Annotated in this window: 14 protein-coding genes; 13 read left to right on the forward strand and 1 reads right to left on the reverse strand. The window is 52.8% G+C overall.

The features are described 5' to 3' along the window. Positions 1–3: 3 nt before the first annotated feature. On the reverse strand, positions 4–1269 hold the full coding sequence (gene rhlB / locus ABU190_RS22660) for an ATP-dependent RNA helicase RhlB (RefSeq protein ID WP_039077010.1): 1266 nt from the start codon (positions 1267–1269) through the stop codon (positions 4–6). Positions 1270–1419: 150 nt separating this feature from the next. On the opposite strand from rhlB, the gene trxA reads away from it, so the two are divergent. The 13 genes from trxA to ABU190_RS22725 all read left to right on the forward strand — a co-directional run bounded on the left by trxA (position 1420) and on the right by ABU190_RS22725 (position 16064). Next, a complete protein-coding gene (trxA, locus tag ABU190_RS22665) occupies positions 1420–1749 on the forward strand; it encodes a thioredoxin TrxA (RefSeq protein ID WP_039077011.1) in 330 nt (109 codons plus the stop codon). Between the two features lie 340 nt (positions 1750–2089). After that, positions 2090–3349 carry a transcription termination factor Rho gene (gene rho, locus ABU190_RS22670; protein ID WP_023479599.1) on the forward strand — a complete coding sequence of 420 codons (1260 nt, stop codon included), beginning with the start codon at positions 2090–2092 and terminating at the stop codon, positions 3347–3349. Between the two features lie 244 nt (positions 3350–3593). Beyond that, positions 3594–4697 (forward strand): UDP-N-acetylglucosamine--undecaprenyl-phosphate N-acetylglucosaminephosphotransferase, encoded by a 1104-nt coding sequence (wecA, locus tag ABU190_RS22675; RefSeq protein WP_039077012.1) that lies wholly within the window; start codon positions 3594–3596, stop codon positions 4695–4697. Positions 4698–4710: 13 nt separating this feature from the next. Next, on the forward strand, positions 4711–5757 hold the full coding sequence (wzzE, locus tag ABU190_RS22680; protein WP_071195547.1) for an ECA polysaccharide chain length modulation protein: 1047 nt from the start codon (positions 4711–4713) through the stop codon (positions 5755–5757). A 56-nt stretch (positions 5758–5813) separates the two neighbouring features. Continuing rightward, a complete protein-coding gene (gene wecB / locus ABU190_RS22685; protein WP_039077014.1) occupies positions 5814–6944 on the forward strand; it encodes a UDP-N-acetylglucosamine 2-epimerase (non-hydrolyzing) in 1131 nt (376 codons plus the stop codon). Then, positions 6941–8203, forward strand: coding sequence for a UDP-N-acetyl-D-mannosamine dehydrogenase (gene wecC / locus ABU190_RS22690; RefSeq protein ID WP_354692463.1), 1263 nt, complete (start codon positions 6941–6943; stop codon positions 8201–8203). Before wecB ends, wecC begins: the two co-directional genes overlap by 4 nt. Positions 8204–8214: 11 nt before the next feature. Continuing rightward, a complete protein-coding gene (rffC, locus tag ABU190_RS22695; RefSeq protein WP_354692464.1) occupies positions 8215–8892 on the forward strand; it encodes a dTDP-4-amino-4,6-dideoxy-D-galactose acyltransferase in 678 nt (225 codons plus the stop codon). Positions 8893–8896: 4 nt separating this feature from the next. Further along, entirely contained in the window at positions 8897–10027 is a 1131-nt protein-coding gene (gene rffA / locus ABU190_RS22700; RefSeq protein ID WP_193794832.1) for a dTDP-4-amino-4,6-dideoxygalactose transaminase, read from the forward strand. Between the two features lies 1 nt (position 10028). Continuing rightward, a complete protein-coding gene (gene wzxE, locus ABU190_RS22705) occupies positions 10029–11279 on the forward strand; it encodes a lipid III flippase WzxE (RefSeq protein WP_071195548.1) in 1251 nt (416 codons plus the stop codon). Beyond that, on the forward strand, positions 11276–12352 hold the full coding sequence (locus tag ABU190_RS22710) for a TDP-N-acetylfucosamine:lipid II N-acetylfucosaminyltransferase (protein ID WP_354692465.1): 1077 nt from the start codon (positions 11276–11278) through the stop codon (positions 12350–12352). The genes wzxE and ABU190_RS22710 overlap by 4 nt, the downstream gene beginning before the upstream one ends. Beyond that, positions 12352–13692, forward strand: coding sequence for an ECA oligosaccharide polymerase (wzyE, locus tag ABU190_RS22715; RefSeq protein ID WP_354692466.1), 1341 nt, complete (start codon positions 12352–12354; stop codon positions 13690–13692). Before ABU190_RS22710 ends, wzyE begins: the two co-directional genes overlap by 1 nt. A gap of 12 nt (positions 13693–13704) precedes the next feature. After that, a complete protein-coding gene (gene wecG / locus ABU190_RS22720) occupies positions 13705–14445 on the forward strand; it encodes a lipopolysaccharide N-acetylmannosaminouronosyltransferase (protein ID WP_039077021.1) in 741 nt (246 codons plus the stop codon). Positions 14446–14678: 233 nt separating this feature from the next. Beyond that, positions 14679–16064, forward strand: coding sequence for an amino acid permease (locus ABU190_RS22725; RefSeq protein ID WP_039077022.1), 1386 nt, complete (start codon positions 14679–14681; stop codon positions 16062–16064). The last annotated feature ends 35 nt before the right edge of the window (positions 16065–16099 follow it).

Genomic DNA, 16099 nt, shown 5'->3' on the forward strand with positions numbered 1-16099 from the left:
TTTTTAACCTGAACGACGACGATTACGTGGTGCACCACTGCGGCGCGGACCATTGCCAGAACGCGTACGCGTCAGGCGTTTCGCGGGTGGCAGATCAGTTAACAGAGCATCCGGATTGTACTTGCTGACCGGAATAGAGTGCCCAATGTATGTTTCAATCGCCGGTAGGTTCAGTGCGTATTCTTCACACGCCAGGCTGATAGAGTGACCACTGGCGCCAGCACGACCGGTACGGCCAATACGGTGGACATAGTCTTCACAGTCATCCGGCAGATCGTAGTTGAATACATGTGTCACAGCAGGAATATGCAGACCGCGTGCGGCAACGTCAGTTGCGACCAGAATATCCAGATCGCCGCGGGTGAATTCATCGAGAATACGCAGGCGTTTTTTCTGTGCGACATCGCCAGTCAGCAAACCAACACGATGACCGTCTGCGGCAAGGCTGCCCCAGATATCTTCACAACGGTGTTTGGTGTTGGCAAAGACGATAGCGCGATCCGGCCATTCTTCTTCGATTAAGGTTTGTAGCAGACGCATCTTCTCTTCATTAGAAGGGTAGAAGAGCTCTTCTTTAATACGGTGGCCTGTTTTCTGCTCCGGTTCGACTTCCACGTACTCAGCGTTGTTCATCTGCTCGAAAGCCAGTTCGCGAACACGGTAAGAGAGTGTGGCGGAGAAAAGCATGTTCAGACGTGCAGTTGCCGGAGGCATGCGGCGGAACAACCAGCGGATATCTTTGATAAAGCCCAGATCGTACATGCGATCGGCTTCGTCGAGAACCACGACCTGAATCGCGCCCAGGTTAATATGGTTCTGTTTTGCGTAATCGATAAGGCGACCGGTGGTGCCGATAAGAATATCGACGCCGCTCTCAAGCACTTTTAACTGCTTGTCATAACCGTCGCCGCCATAAGCCAGGCCCAGCTTCATGCCGGTAGACTGCGCCAGCGGTTCAGCATCAGCGTGGATTTGCACAGCCAATTCACGGGTTGGCGCCATAATAAGCGCGCGCGGCTGATTCACCTTGCGATCATCGATCGCCGGATGAGAAAGAAGATAATGAAACGTTGACGTTAAAAACGCCATCGTTTTGCCAGTACCGGTTTGCGCCTGCCCTGCAACATCACGACCTTCCAGCGTTAGCGGGAGAGCCAGTGCCTGTATGGGCGTACAATTATGAAACCCTTTAGTTTCAAGGGCTTCGATCACCTTAGGGTGCAGGGCGAAGTCGGAAAACTTCTGTTCAGTTAAATGTGTTTTGCTCATAGTGTGGTAGAATATCAGCTTACTATTGCTTTACGAAAGCGTATCCGGTGAAATAAAGTCAACCTTTAGTTGGTTAATGTGGCATCAACACGATGCTGTTTTATGCTACACCAACACCAACACACCAGGCTTATTCCTGTGGAGTTATATATGAGCGATAAAATTATTCACCTGACTGACGATAGTTTTGACACGGATGTACTCAAAGCGGACGGGCTGGTTCTCGTCGATTTCTGGGCAGAGTGGTGCGGTCCGTGCAAAATGATCGCCCCGATCCTGGATGAAGTCGCTAGCGAATACGAAGGTAAACTGACCGTCGCGAAGCTGAATATCGACCAGAATCCAGGTACTGCGCCGAAGTACGGTATCCGTGGTATCCCGACCCTGCTGCTGTTTAAAAACGGCGAAGTGGCTGCGACCAAAGTGGGCGCGCTGTCCAAAGGTCAACTGAAAGAGTTCCTGGACGCTAATCTGGCGTAACTCCTCGAATCTCAGCCGGTGCGCCAGCCTTCTAAATTATGTGGATCGCTGGACGCCCGGCTTCAGTCGTGCTAATTTAGTTTTGACTTCGTTGTAAACATACCTTGTAGTTTGAATCTTGTGTTACCCGACGCTTCCCGCTGAGCTTTGCCTCGCGAGAGAAGTGGATAGATTCCGGGCTTATCATTTTTCCGTCTTGTCGTTTCAGTTCTGCGTATTTACCTTTGACCAGGCAGCGATTGGACATAAGTGATGGCCGTTAACAGGCATGGATGACCCTGCCATACCATTCACAACATTAAGTTCGAGTTTTACCCCGAGTTTAAGAACCCACACCACTATGAATCTTACCGAATTAAAGAATACGCCGGTTTCTGAGCTGATCACTCTCGGCGAAAATATGGGGCTGGAAAACCTGGCCCGTATGCGCAAGCAGGACATTATTTTTGCCATCCTGAAGCAGCACGCAAAGAGTGGCGAAGATATCTTTGGCGACGGTGTGCTGGAGATTCTGCAGGATGGATTTGGTTTCCTCCGCTCCGCAGACAGCTCCTACCTCGCCGGTCCTGATGACATCTACGTATCCCCCAGCCAAATCCGCCGTTTCAACCTCCGCACTGGTGACACCATTTCTGGTAAGATTCGTCCTCCAAAAGAGGGTGAACGTTACTTTGCGTTGTTGAAAGTTAACGAGGTTAACTACGACAAGCCGGAGAATGCGCGTAACAAGATTCTGTTCGAGAACTTAACGCCGCTGCACGCGAACTCTCGCCTGCGCATGGAACGGGGTAACGGTTCTACCGAAGATTTGACGGCACGTGTCCTGGACCTGGCTTCGCCAATTGGTCGCGGTCAGCGTGGTCTGATTGTTGCACCGCCGAAAGCCGGTAAAACGATGCTGCTGCAGAATATTGCGCAGAGCATTGCCTACAACCACCCGGATTGCGTACTGATGGTTCTGCTCATCGACGAACGTCCGGAAGAAGTGACCGAGATGCAGCGTCTGGTTAAAGGTGAAGTTGTCGCTTCCACCTTCGACGAACCGGCATCTCGTCACGTTCAGGTTGCGGAAATGGTGATTGAGAAGGCGAAACGCCTGGTTGAGCACAAGAAAGACGTTATCATTCTGCTCGACTCCATCACCCGTTTGGCGCGTGCGTATAACACCGTGGTTCCCGCTTCCGGTAAAGTCTTGACCGGTGGTGTGGATGCCAACGCCCTGCACCGTCCGAAGCGTTTCTTCGGTGCTGCACGTAACGTGGAAGAGGGTGGTAGCCTGACCATTATCGCTACCGCGCTTATCGACACCGGCTCCAAAATGGATGAAGTTATCTACGAAGAGTTTAAAGGCACCGGTAACATGGAGCTGCATCTCTCCCGTAAGATCGCTGAAAAACGCGTCTTCCCGGCTATCGACTACAACCGTTCCGGTACCCGTAAAGAAGAGCTGCTCACCACGCAAGAAGAGCTGCAGAAAATGTGGATCCTGCGCAAAATCATTCATCCGATGGGTGAAATCGACGCGATGGAGTTCCTCATTAATAAACTGGCGATGACGAAGACGAACGATGAATTCTTCGACATGATGAAACGCTCTTAATAGAAATAAAGCCAGGAAACGCCACGTTTTTACGTGGCGTTTTTCATTTGTGGACTATACGCTATATGCATTGGGACAGGCACCGTCCGCTACAGGCCAGCTCAACACAAATACCTAAGCAATCACACTATTCTGCTTGCTTAAGAAACATACTAAAACGCCTGTGAATGACCTGCTTTCTTCTTTTTGGAGCGAGGCATCGTCGTTATACTGCCAGGATTAACATTCGCTGAGAGCATGCATTGTGAATTTACTCACTGCGTTTACTGAATTATTCAGTATTTTCTTATTCACGACCGCGTTTTTATTTTTCGCCCGAAAAATGGCGAAGCGCGTCGGTCTGGTGGATAAGCCCAACTTTCGTAAACGGCATCAGGGTTTGATTCCGCTGGTTGGGGGCATCTCAGTGTTCGCCGGTATCTGCTTCACCTTCGGCATTGCTGATTACTACATTCCCCATGCGGTGTTGTATCTGTGCTGCGCCGGGATTCTCGTGTTCGTGGGCGCGCTCGATGACCGCTACGACATCAGTGTCAAAATTCGCGCAATGATTCAGGCAATTATTGCGATCGTAATGATGTCGGTCGGTAAACTTTACCTCAGTAGTCTGGGCTACATCTTTGGTACCTGGGAAATGGTGCTGGGGCCCTTTGGTTATCTGCTGACGCTCTTTGCCGTTTGGGCTGCCATTAACGCTTTCAACATGGTTGATGGTATTGACGGTTTGCTGGGGGGATTGTCCTGCGTCTCCTTTGCCGCCATCGGCATCATCTTGTGGTTTGATGGTCAAATCAGCCTCGCGATGTGGTGCTTTGCCATGATTGCCGCGATCCTGCCGTACATCATGTTGAACCTCGGCGTACTGGGGCGGCGCTATAAAGTCTTTATGGGCGATGCCGGCAGTACCTTTATCGGTTTCACACTTATCTGGATTTTACTTGAGACTACGCAGGGTAAGACCCACCCTATAAGCCCGGTTACCGCGTTGTGGATTATTGCGATCCCATTAATGGATATGGTGGCGATCATGTATCGTCGCTTGCGTAAAGGGATGAGCCCGTTCTCAGCGGACCGCCAGCATATTCATCATCTTATTATGCGCGCCGGGTTTACCTCACGGCAGGCCTTTGTGTTGATTACACTTGCCGCGGCGCTGCTGGCGTCGGTTGGTGTCTTAACCGAATACCTTCACTTCATTCCTGAATGGGTGATGTTGGCATTATTTTTGCTATCCTTTTTCTTATATGGCTACTGCATCAAACGCGCATGGAAAGTGGCGCGGTTGATAAAGCGTGTGAAGCGCAGAATGCGCCGTAATAGCGGTCACAAACCAACCTTAACCAAGTAAATCTGGGAAAGCGATGACTCAACCATTGTCGGGAACACCTTCAGCGGGTACGGAAAACGAGCTGGATATTCGTGGTCTTTTTCGTACTTTATGGGCCGGAAAATTATGGATTTGCGGGATTGCGCTACTGTTTGCGTTAATCGCCTTAACGTGGACATTCTTTGCTCGTCAGGAGTGGGGGGCAACAGCCATCACCGATCGTCCGACGGTAAACATGCTGGGTGGCTATTATTCACAGCAGCAGTTCCTGCGTAACCTGGACGTTAAAGCGAGTCTCGCACCTGTAGACCAGATTTCTGTCATGGATGAAGCGTATAAAGAGTTTGTGATGCAACTGGCATCATGGGATACGCGGCGTGACTTCTGGATGCAGACGGACTATTTCAAGCAGCGGAAAGTCGGTAACAGCAAAGCGGACGCCGCAATGCTGGATGATTTAATCAACTACATCCAGTACACGCCGGGCGATGTGACGCGTAACCTTAATGACAATGTCAAGCTGACGGCTGAAACTGCGCCTGATGCTAACAATTTGTTGCGTCAGTATGTGGCTTTTGCCAGCCAGCGCGCTGCACGCCATCTGAACGATGAGCTTAAAGGAGCATGGGCGGCTCGTACTATCCAGATGAAAGCGCAGGTGAAGCGTCAGGAAGAGGTTGCCAATACCCTTTTTAATCGCCGCGTGAGTAGCGTCGAGCAGGCGCTGAAGGTGGCAGAAGAACACAATATCTCCCGCAGCGAAACAGAAGTCCCGGTGGATGAACTGCCGGATTCTGAGATGTTTTTGTTAGGCCGCCCAATGTTGCAGGCGCGCCTGGAAAATTTGCGTGCGGTAGGGCCTGAGTACGATTTGGACTACTTCCAAAACCGAGCCATGCTTAATACGCTGAATGTGGGCCCTACGCTTGATCCCCGCTTTCAGACTTATCGATATTTGCGCACACCTGAAGAACCGGTAAAACGCGACAGCCCGCGTCGTGCCTTCCTGATGATCATGTGGGGTGTGGTAGGGGCACTCATCGGAGCTGGTGTTGCATTAACGCGTCGTCGATCATTTTGACACGCAATCTAAGATGAAGGCTTCGTGCCTTCATTACCTAATCGAAGAGAATCGTTGTGAAAGTACTGACCGTATTTGGCACACGACCGGAAGCCATTAAGATGGCGCCTCTGGTACACGCGCTGGCAAGGGACCCTGATTTCGACGCGAAGGTATGCGTCACTGCGCAGCATCGGGAAATGCTCGATCAGGTATTGAAACTTTTTTCTATCGTTCCGGATTACGACCTGAATATTATGCAGCCCGGGCAGGGACTGACAGAAATTACTTGTCGTATTCTGGAAGGGCTTAAACCTATCCTAGAATCTTTCCGTCCTGATGTCGTATTGGTTCACGGCGACACGACAACCACTATCGCTGCAAGTCTGGCTGCGTTTTATCAGCGCATTCCTGTCGGGCATGTGGAAGCAGGGTTGCGTACGGGGGATCTGTCATCGCCGTGGCCGGAAGAGGCCAATCGCACGTTAACTGGCCATCTGGCGCTGTATCATTTCGCGCCGACGGAAAACTCCCGCCATAATTTGCTGCGGGAAAACGTTGCGGATAAACATATTTTTGTTACCGGCAATACTGTTATTGATGCGCTGTTTTGGGTGCGGGATAGTGTCCTGAACAACCCTTCGCTTGAGGAAGAACTGGCATCACGTTATCCCTTCCTCGACAGCAATAAAAAACTGATTCTGGTTACCGGGCACCGTCGTGAGAGTTTTGGTCTCGGCTTTGAGCATATTTGTCATGCGCTGGCGGAAATTGCTTCACAGCATGATGATGTGCAGATTGTTTATCCGGTACACCTTAATCCCAATGTCAGCGAACCCGTGAACCGTATCCTCGGTCATGTGGAAAATGTCACGCTGATAGAGCCGCAAGACTATTTACCCTTCCTGTGGTTAATGAATCGCGCCTGGCTGATTCTCACCGATTCCGGTGGTATTCAGGAAGAAGCCCCTTCGCTGGGTAAACCCGTTCTGGTGATGCGTGACACCACCGAACGCCCGGAAGCCATTGAGGCCGGGACCGTCAGGTTAATTGGCACCGACAGCCAGCGTATCGTTGAGGAAGTATCACGCCTGCTTTATGACAATGATGCCTGGCAGGCCATGAGCCATGCGCACAATCCGTACGGAGACGGGCAGGCCTGTGGTCGAATTTTGCATGCACTAAAAAACAATCGGGTAACACTATGAGTTTCAAAACGATTTCCGTCATTGGCCTTGGCTATATTGGACTGCCAACTGCGGCGGCTTTCGCCTCACGGCAAAAAGAGGTAGTAGGGATTGATGTTAATCCCCATGCCGTGGAGACCATTAATCGCGGGAAGATTCATATTGTTGAGCCTGAACTGGACATGGTCGTCAAAACCGCCGTTGAAGGCGGCTGGCTGCGCGCCAGCACGACGCCGGTGGCAGCGGATGCCTATTTAATTGCCGTTCCCACACCTTTTAAAGGCCAACACGAGCCGGATATGACTTTTGTCGAAGCGGCGGCAAAATCCATTGCGCCTGTGCTGAAAAAAGGCTCGCTGGTTATTCTTGAATCGACATCGCCGGTGGGTGCGACGGAGCAAATGGCAGAGTGGCTGGCTGCTGCTCGTCCGGACTTAACTTTCCCACAGCAGGTGGGAGAGCAGGCAGATATCAACATTGCCTATTGCCCGGAGCGCGTTCTGCCCGGCCAGGTCATGGTTGAGCTTATCAAGAATGACCGGGTCATTGGCGGTATGACGCCCGTATGCTCGGCGCGCGCCAGCGAGCTGTATAACATTTTCCTCGAAGGCGAGTGTGTCGTCACAAACTCCCGCACCGCTGAAATGTGCAAATTGACGGAAAACAGCTTCCGCGACGTGAACATCGCGTTTGCCAATGAATTGTCGCTCATTTGCGCCGACCAGGGCATCAATGTCTGGGAACTGATTCGCCTGGCTAATCGCCATCCACGCGTGAATATTCTGCAGCCTGGCCCCGGCGTAGGCGGCCACTGTATTGCCGTCGATCCGTGGTTTATTGTGGCGCAGAACCCGCAGCAGGCCCGCTTGATTCGTACCGCGCGTGAAGTGAACGATAGCAAACCACACTGGGTATTGAACCAGGTTAAAGCAACCGTCGCCGATTGCCTGGCCGCAAGTGATAAGCGTGCCAGCGACATCAAAATTGCCTGTTTCGGTCTGGCATTTAAACCCAATATTGACGACCTGCGTGAAAGCCCGGCGATGGAAATTGCCCACAGAATTGCCGAGTGGCATAGCGGTGAAACGCTGGTGGTAGAGCCGAACATTCATCAGTTGCCGCCGCGTCTGGCAGGCCAAAGTACGCTGGTCAGTCTTGAGGACGCAATGGCGCAGGCTGATGTGCTGGTCATGCTGGTCGATCACAAAGAGTTCAAAGCCATCGCGGGTGACAATGTGCGCCAGCAATACATCGTTGATACCAAAGGCGTATGGCGCTGAGGTCACCTCCCATGACACTACACGGCAACATTGACGAACTGGCATGGGAGAGTGAATTCTTTGGCCTGCGCAGCGCCATCGTGCGTTTGCAGGAGGATGCGCCAGCGCTTGATGCTTCTGCGTTCGACGGCTGGCCGCGCCTACAGGCGAAAATTTCCGCATCCAATACGCAACAGCTTGATGCTCTGCAACATTTTGGCTTTCGTCTGGTCGAAGGCGAAGCGGATTTCGCATTATCGGTTCCGCTACAGGCTGTTAATCCGCAGGCGCAGACGGCGGTAGCCGGTGATATCGCACCGTTACGCCAGATGGCGGAAAATATGTTCAGCCAGAGCCGCTTTCGCGCGCCCTGGTACCCTGAGGAGGCCAGTGGACGTTTTTACGCGCAGTGGATTGAAAACGCGGTGAAAGGCGTATTTGACCATGAATGTCTGCTGTTTCGCGGAGCAAATGGCGATATCGAGGCTTTTGTCTCCCTGCGTCAACTCAATGAACAGGAAGCCAGGATCGGTTTACTGGGCGGGCGTGGCGCGGGGGAAAAATTGATGCAGGCAGCCTGTTATTGGGCGCAACAGCGGCAGCTTAAGACAATCCGTGTGGCGACGCAGATGGGCAATCTTGCGGCTATCAGACGCTACACTCTCAGCGGTGCGATAATGGAAAGCACCGCCTACTGGTTATACAGGTGACTCTATGATCCCTTTTAATGCACCTCCTGTGGTGGGAACGGAACTCGACTACATGCAGTCGGCGATGGGCAGCGGCAAACTTTGCGGTGACGGTGGTTTTACCCGGCGCTGCCAGCAGTGGATGGAACAGCGTTTCCAGAGCCCGAAAGTGCTACTGACCCCCTCCTGTACGGCATCGCTGGAGATGGCGGCGTTGCTGCTGGATATTCAGCCTGGCGATGAAGTGATCATGCCAAGCTACACCTTTGTTTCTACCGCTAACGCTTTTGTACTGCGTGGCGCGAAAATCGTCTTTGTGGATATCCGCCCGGATACGCTGAATATCGACGAAACCCGCATTGAAGAGGCCATCACGGAAAATACCCGCGCCATTGTGCCGGTTCACTATGCCGGTGTGGCCTGTGAAATGGACACCATTATGGCGATTGCCAAACGGCATGATCTGTTTGTGGTGGAAGATGCCGCACAGGGTGTGATGTCCACCTATAAAGGTCGGGCGTTGGGCACTATCGGGCACATTGGCTGCTTTAGTTTCCATGAAACCAAAAATTATACCGCGGGCGGTGAAGGCGGCGCGACGCTGATTAACGATCGCGCGCTGGTTGAACGCGCGGAAGTCATCCGCGAAAAAGGGACTAATCGCAGTCAGTTCTTCCGTGGGCAGGTGGATAAATACACCTGGCGCGATATTGGCTCGAGCTATCTGATGGCGGATTTGCAGGCGGCCTATCTATGGGCGCAGCTTGAAGCAGCAGATCGTATCAATCAGCAGCGTTTGTCCCTGTGGCAAACCTATTTCGATGCCTTGTCGCCGCTGGCACGCGCCGGGCGTATTACGCTGCCGTCGATTCCCGAAGAGTGCGGGCATAACGCCCATATGTTTTATATCAAACTGCGTGACGAAGAAGATCGCAGCAAGCTCATCGCCTTCCTCAAAGAGGCCGAGATTCTCTCTGTGTTCCATTATATTCCGCTGCACGCATCACCTGCCGGGGCGAAATTTGGTGAGTTCCACGGTGAGGATCGCTATACGACGCAGGAAAGTGAGCGTTTGCTTCGTCTGCCTCTGTTCTACAATCTCGCCCCTGTTAACCAGCGTACCGTGATTAACACGTTACTGAGCTATTTCCGCTAACATGTCGCTGGCAAAAGCTTCTGTCTGGACGGCGGCAAGTACTCTCGTCAAGATTGGCGCCGGGCTACTGGTGGTTAAACTGCTGGCGCTGGCCTATGGCCCCTCCGGGGTTGGGCAGGCGGGTAATTTTCGCCAGTTGATCATTGTGCTCGGCGTGCTTGCAGGCGCAGGTATCTTTAATGGCGTGACGAAATTTGTCTCCCAACACCATGATGACCCCACGCGACTACGTGAGGTCGTCGGCACGTCTTCTGCCATGGTGCTGGGCTTCTCAATGCTGCTGGCGCTGATCTTTTTACTGGCGGCGGCGCCGATTAGTCGCGGCTTGTTTGGTCATGCTGATTACCAGGGGCTGGTGCGGCTGGTGGCGCTGGTGCAAATGGGAATTGCCTGGGCGAACCTGCTGCTGGCGGTGATGAAAGGCTTTCGCGATGCGGCGGGTAACGCGCTGTCACTGATTATTGGTAGCGTGGTGGGGGTGGCCGCCTGGTATCTTTGCTACAAACTGGGTGAGTATCAGGGAGCATTGCTTGGTATGGCGTTGGTGCCTGCGCTGGTGGTCTTCCCGGCGATGCTGTTGCTGGTGCGCCGCAGCCACGTTCCATTAAGTTATTTTCGCCCACGCTGGGATAACGGGCTGGCCGGGCAACTCAGCAAATTCACTCTGATGGCGCTTATCACGTCTGTCACGATCCCGCTGGCCTATGTGATGATGCGAAATTTGCTGGCTGCCCATTATAGCTGGGACGACGTGGGAATCTGGCAAGGGGTAAGCAGTATCTCCGATGCTTATCTACAATTTATTACCGCCTCGTTTAGCGTGTATCTGCTTCCTACTCTCTCGAGGCTCGCCACAAAACAGGACATCACCCGCGAGATCGTGAAATCGCTGCGCTTTGTGTTGCCTGCGGTGGCGGCCGTGAGTTTCTGTGTCTGGTTGCTGCGCGACGTGGCTATCTGGCTGCTGTTTTCTGACAAATTTACGGCGATGCGTGACCTGTTTGCCTGGCAACTGGTTGGGGACGTATTGAAAGTGGGCGCTTACGTTTTTGGTTATCTGGTTATCGCGAAAGCCTCGCTGCGGTTTTATATTCTGGCGGAAGTGAGCCAGTTTGCATTGCTGACGCTTTTTTCCCGTCTCCTGATCCCGACCCACGGTGCAGCAGGAGCGGCGCAGGCCTATATGGCAACCTACATAATTTATTTCGCCCTCTGTTGTGGCGTGTTTTTACTCTGGCGTAGACGGGCATGACGGCACTCATACACGTACTGGGATCGGATATCCCTCATCATAATCACACCGTGCTGCGTTTCTTTAATGAACATCTCGCGGCAACGGGCATCCATGCCCGTGAATTTATGCTCGCCGGAAAGGACGACGGCATGAGTGATGCTTACCCGAACCTGCATTTGCATTTTTATGGCAGTAAGCAGGCGCTGGCGAAGGCCGTTATTACCAAAGCGCAGGCCGACAGGCAGCAACGTTTCTTTTTTCACGGTCAATTCAATACCGGTATCTGGCTGGCACTGCTACGCGGGGCGATTAAGCGCTCGCAATTTCACTGGCATGCCTGGGGGGCCGATCTGTATGAGGTCTCCCGTAGCCTGAAATTCCGCCTGTTTTACCCGTTGCGGCGTCTGGCGCAGGCAAGGGTCGGCACTATCTTCGCGACCCGTGGCGATCTGGCCTGGTTTGCAGACCGGCACCCGGATGTACGCGGTGAGTTGCTGTACTTCCCAACGCGTATGGACCCGGCACTCAACACGCTGGGCTATGAAATGCAGCGCGAGGGCAAGCTGACGCTATTGGTGGGGAATTCCGGCGATCCCAGCAATGAACATATCGCCGCCTTAAAAGCGATTCATCGGCAGTTTGGCGATACGGTAAATATCATTGTGCCCATGGGCTACCCGGCAAATAACGAAGTCTACATTGAGCAGGTTCGTCAGGCCGGGCTGGCACTGTTTAGCCCGGACAATTTGCGTATCCTGAACGAGAAGATGGCGTTTGATGATTACCTGACACTATTAAGCCAGTGCGACCTGGGTTATTTCATCTTCGCGCGCCAGCAAGGTATCGGCACGCTGTGTCTGTTGATTCAGGCGGGTGTGCCCTGTGTGCTCAACCGCAAGAACCCGTTCTGGCGGGATATGGTGGAAGAGGGCGTTCCAGTGCTGTTTACCGATGACCTGCTCAATGAAGCGATCATTCGTGAAGCGCAACGTCAGTTGCTGGCGGTCGACAAAGATACCATCACCTTCTTTAGTCCGAACTTTATTGCACCCTGGCATCAGGCACTGTGCATTGCCGCAGGGGAGGCGTGATGAGTCCGCTTGAATTCAGTGGGTTGCTGATCATCTGGCTGCTGGCGACGCTGTTTATCGCCACATTGACGTGGTTTGAGTTCCGCCGCGTGCGCTTTAATTTCAATGTCTTTTTTTCATTGCTGTTTTTGCTGACGTTTTTTTTCGGTTTTCCATTGACCAGCATCCTGGTGTTTCGCTTCGATGTTGGCGTGGCACCGCCTGGCGTTATGCTACAGTCGTTGCTGGCTGCGGCCTGTTTTTACGGTGTGTACTATGTGACGTATAAAACACGGTTACGTGCGTCATCCCGTATGGATGAACGCCGTCCTCTGTTTACCGTCAATCGGGTCGAGACGCATTTAACCTGCGCGATGCTGATGATTCTTGCGCTGGTGAGTGTGGGTATCTTTTTCATGCATAACGGCTTTTTGCTGTTCCGTCTGCATTCCTATAGCCAGATTTTTTCCAGTGAAGTCTCTGGTGTCGCGCTCAAGCGGTTCTTCTATTTCTTTATCCCCGCCATGCTGGTTGTTTATTTTCTGCGTCAGGATGGGCGGGCGTGGCTGTTCTTCCTGGTCAGTACCGTGGCGTTTGGCCTGCTGACCTACATGATTGTCGGCGGGACGCGCGCGAACATTATCATCGCGTTCGCCATCTTCTTGTTTATCGGGATTATCCGTGGCTGGATTTCGCTGTGGATGCTGGCAGCGGCAGGGGTGATGGGCATTGTCGGCATGTTCTGGCTGGCGCTTAAACGCTACGGGCTCAATGTCAGCGGTGATGAGGCGTTTTACACCTTCTTGTATCTCACCCGCGATACCTTCTCGCCCTGGGAAAATCTGTCGTTGTTGCTGCAAAATTACGACAAGATCGATTTCCAGGGATTAGCTCCGATCGTTCGTGATTTCTATGTCTTTATTCCCACCTGGCTGTGGCCTTCACGTCCTGGCATTGTGTTGAATTCGGCGAACTATTTTACGTGGGAAGTGTTGAATAACCACTCGGGCCTGGCGATTTCCCCCACCCTGATTGGCTCACTGGTGGTAATGGGCGGTGTCTGGTTTATTCCGCTGGGTGCGGTAGTGGTAGGGCTGATTATCAAGTGGTTTGACTGGTTGTATACCCTTGGCAATCGGGAGACCAACCGCTACAAGGCCGCCATTTTGCACAGTTTCTGTTTTGGTGCCATCTTCAACATGATCGTGCTGGCGCGTGAAGGGCTGGACGCATTTGCTTCTCGAGTGGTCTTTTTCCTCGTCATCTTTGGCGCCTGCCTGCTGACGGCGAAACTGTTGTACTGGCTGTTTGATAGTGCCGGGTTGATTAACAAGCGCGGCACCTCTTTGTCGCGGGTCTGACTAAGGATACGAATGACTGACAACACAGTGGCTCCGGTGTATGAGCTACGTGGGCTGAAATTGATTGGCTGGCGTGATATGCAACATGCACTGGACTATTTATATGCCGGTGGCGCACTTAAGGAAGGAACCCTGGTCGCCATCAACGCTGAGAAAATGCTCACTATTGAGGACAACCCGCAGGTGAGGTCGCTGATTGAGGCGGCTGAGTTCAAATATGCCGATGGTATTAGCGTGGTGCGATCGATCCGGAAGAAATTTCCGCAGGCACGTGTTGAGCGTGTTGCGGGGGCCGATCTCTGGGAAGCGCTGATGGAAAGAGCGGGGCGCGAAGGGACGCCGGTATTTTTGTTGGGCGGAAAGCCAGAAGTGCTGGAGCAAACGGAAGATAAGCTGCGTAAACAGTGGCAGGTCAATATCGTTGGCAGCCAGGACGGTTATTTCCGTGCCGAAGACAGGCAGGCGCTGTTTGAGCGGATTCGTGCGAGCGGAGCGAAAATCGTGACCGTCGCGATGGGCTCACCGCGCCAGGAGATACTGATGCGTGACTGCCGCGAAGTCTACGCTCACGCCCTCTATATGGGCGTCGGCGGCACCTACGACGTCTTTACCGGTTATGTAAAACGAGCGCCGGGCATCTGGCAACGACTGGGGCTTGAGTGGCTGTATCGCCTGCTTTCGCAGCCGAGCCGCGTCACCCGACAGCTACGTCTGCTGCGTTACTTGTCCTGGCATTATCGCGGCAATCTGTAATTTTCTCCTGCCATGCCCCGTTGATATGGGGCATTCGCTTTTTTATTGTGCGATACCCAGATTTTTTTTACACATCATTTGCCATTTTCATCATTTTAAGAAACCATTCGCTCACTCAATGCATCATCCCAGTATATTTTGCGCGGTTATCGCCTCCGGGATGGCTTTGACGCACGTTATTCTCATAAAAACAACCCGCACAGCGGGAAAGTTGCAAACACGACAGAGGTTATATGGCTGAAAACAAACCCGAGCTCCAGCGCGGCCTGGAGTCTCGTCACATTGAATTGATTGCCCTGGGCGGCACGATAGGGGTGGGGCTCTTTATGGGAGCCGCAAGCACCCTGAAATGGGCCGGTCCTTCCGTGCTACTGGCGTACATTATCGCCGGGCTTTTTGTCTTCTTCATCATGCGCTCAATGGGCGAAATGCTCTTCCTGGAACCCGTTACCGGTTCATTCGCCGTTTATGCGCACCGCTATATGAGTCCCTTCTTTGGATATCTTACCGCCTGGTCCTACTGGTTTATGTGGATGGCGGTTGGTATCTCGGAAATTACGGCCATCGGCGTCTATGTGCAGTTTTGGTTCCCGGACCTGGCACAGTGGATACCCGCGCTGATTGCCGTTGGGCTGGTTGCAGTCGCGAACCTGGCGGCGGTGCGTCTGTACGGTGAAATCGAATTCTGGTTCGCAATGATCAAAGTCACCACTATCATCGTGATGATTATCGTGGGACTGGGCGTTATCTTCTTTGGTTTTGGTAATGGCGGTCACGCGATTGGTTTTAGCAATCTGACGGAGCATGGCGGCTTCTTTGCGGGTGGCTGGAAGGGGTTCCTGACAGCTCTGTGTATCGTTGTTGCGTCTTACCAGGGCGTAGAGCTTATCGGTATCACCGCCGGTGAAGCGAAAAACCCGCAAGTGACGCTGCGCAGCGCGGTAAGCAAAGTGCTGTGGCGTATCCTGATTTTTTATGTGGGCGCGATTTTCGTTATCGTGACTATCTTCCCGTGGAATGAGATCGGCACTAACGGTAGCCCGTTTGTTCTGACTTTCGCCAAAATCGGCATTACCGCAGCGGCAGGTATCATTAACTTTGTCGTGCTGACGGCTGCACTGTCTGGCTGTAACAGCGGTATGTACAGCTGTGGGCGCATGCTCTATGCACTGGCGAAAAACCGTCAGTTACCGGCGGGTGTGGCGAAAGTGTCGAAAAACGGCGTTCCTGTTGCCGGCGTGACCATTTCTATCATCATCCTGCTGATTGGCTCCTGCCTGAACTACATCATTCCTAACCCGCAGCGCGTGTTTGTCTATGTTTACAGCGCCAGCGTACTACCGGGTATGGTGCCGTGGTTTGTGATTTTGATTAGCCAACTACGATTCCGCCATGCGCATCGTCAGGCGATTGCCAGCCATCCGTTCCGCTCCGTGCTGTTCCCGTGGGCGAACTACGCGACCATGGCTTTCCTGGTGTGCGTGCTGATTGGTATGGCCTTCAATGACGACACCCGTATGTCACTGTTTGTGGGTATCATCTTCATGGCAGCAGTGAGCGTTATTTATAAGGTGCTGGGTTTAAACCGCCACGCTGTGACGCAGCGAGTGGGGGAATAATCAGCAAAATGCGCAAAGCATAACCAAACGCGCAT

It is taken from the genome of Phytobacter sp. RSE-02, from assembly GCF_040578655.1.
Lineage (GTDB): Bacteria > Pseudomonadota > Gammaproteobacteria > Enterobacterales > Enterobacteriaceae > Phytobacter > Phytobacter diazotrophicus.

Coding starts and splice junctions, on each gene's coding strand:
- wecC (WP_354692463.1), top strand. CDS start 6,941: ATGAGTTTCAAAACGATTTCCGTCATTGGCCTTGGCTATATTGGACTG.
- rffC (WP_354692464.1), top strand. CDS start 8,215: ATGACACTACACGGCAACATTGACGAACTGGCATGGGAGAGTGAATTC.
- wzyE (WP_354692466.1), top strand. CDS start 12,352: ATGAGTCCGCTTGAATTCAGTGGGTTGCTGATCATCTGGCTGCTGGCG.
- rhlB (WP_039077010.1), bottom strand. CDS start 1,269: ATGAGCAAAACACATTTAACTGAACAGAAGTTTTCCGACTTCGCCCTG.
- wzxE (WP_071195548.1), top strand. CDS start 10,029: ATGTCGCTGGCAAAAGCTTCTGTCTGGACGGCGGCAAGTACTCTCGTC.
- ABU190_RS22725 (WP_039077022.1), top strand. CDS start 14,679: ATGGCTGAAAACAAACCCGAGCTCCAGCGCGGCCTGGAGTCTCGTCAC.
- rho (WP_023479599.1), top strand. CDS start 2,090: ATGAATCTTACCGAATTAAAGAATACGCCGGTTTCTGAGCTGATCACT.
- ABU190_RS22710 (WP_354692465.1), top strand. CDS start 11,276: ATGACGGCACTCATACACGTACTGGGATCGGATATCCCTCATCATAAT.
- trxA (WP_039077011.1), top strand. CDS start 1,420: ATGAGCGATAAAATTATTCACCTGACTGACGATAGTTTTGACACGGAT.
- rffA (WP_193794832.1), top strand. CDS start 8,897: ATGATCCCTTTTAATGCACCTCCTGTGGTGGGAACGGAACTCGACTAC.
- wzzE (WP_071195547.1), top strand. CDS start 4,711: ATGACTCAACCATTGTCGGGAACACCTTCAGCGGGTACGGAAAACGAG.
- wecG (WP_039077021.1), top strand. CDS start 13,705: ATGACTGACAACACAGTGGCTCCGGTGTATGAGCTACGTGGGCTGAAA.